This is a genomic window from Shewanella sp. MF05960 (assembly GCF_050849305.1).
Taxonomy (GTDB): Bacteria; Pseudomonadota; Gammaproteobacteria; order Enterobacterales; family Shewanellaceae; genus Shewanella.
The window spans coordinates 1-953 of record NZ_JBOZPS010000063.1; the positions used below are offsets into that span (position 1 = coordinate 1).

A 953-nucleotide genomic window follows, 5' to 3' on the forward strand; every position below is an offset into this window, starting at 1 on the left:
TGTACCAAAGGCTTCTGATGTCAGCACTGCACTGCTGACATAAAAATGCGTATCTATACTGGTTTTGTTACCCACTTTTCGATGACGCTCTACAGCGATTAATGTTTTTAATTGAGACCATTTCATCGTTATCTCAGCGGGTAAATTCAATGGACACTGGAACGTTATCCGTTTTTCAACTCGACCATGGCCTTTATCGTCTTGCGTAAAGCATTCGGCATCTGGGGTATTTGTAATGTAATCAGCAAATTGTGCCTGTACTGCCTCGTACAGCTTGGGCTGATTACCTTTGACTTGCAAAATACAATGCCCACCTTCTTTGACAATATAATCAAGTGTTTGCGTCTGGCAATGCAGCGCATCAAATGTCAGTAACTCAGACTTCAAATCAAGACACGTCAGCAATTCTTGAACGAGTTTGAGTTCACTCTTTTTGCTTGCACCTGATTTAGCGCTGAAGACTAAACCAGAGCCGGTATCATATGCAGTGACCATATGTAATGCAGCGCTCGAGGCTGATGCTTTGGCACCTTTAAGCACTTTCCCATCAATCGCAATAGAAGAAAGTCCTGTGCTAAGCCGATGCTCGTTGACCCAACTCAACAAGGCATCTAGCAAGGATTGCTTTGACACTCCTCTGAAGATGCGACCAATACTCTGCTGGCTGGGAATACCATTAGCGAAGGGGCGATATTTACGCAGCCACATGAGTTTTAATGTCCCGAACTCGTGGCAATCGGCCCAACTTTGCGCACCTGATATCACTGCGCTTAGGACGAGGAAGCAGATATCAATGACATCATGTTCTTGATTTATATGGGAACGACAATCAGTAATCTTATCGAGATGTTTAAGCATATTAAGTATAAAGACAAAGAAAAAGAGCGCTATTTGATCACACTGGCGAGATCAATCAAGCTATTTTTTATCTCTTTGTTTTTAAAAAGGATGTA

General features: G+C 42.5%; 1 protein-coding gene. It reads right to left on the reverse strand.

Features of this window, described 5'->3' with window-relative positions; genetic code table 11:
• On the reverse strand, positions 1 to 858 hold an 858-nt coding region (locus ACROAE_RS20600; RefSeq protein WP_432406195.1), incomplete at its 3' end, for an ISAs1 family transposase.
• Positions 859 to 953: the final 95 nt, after the last annotated feature.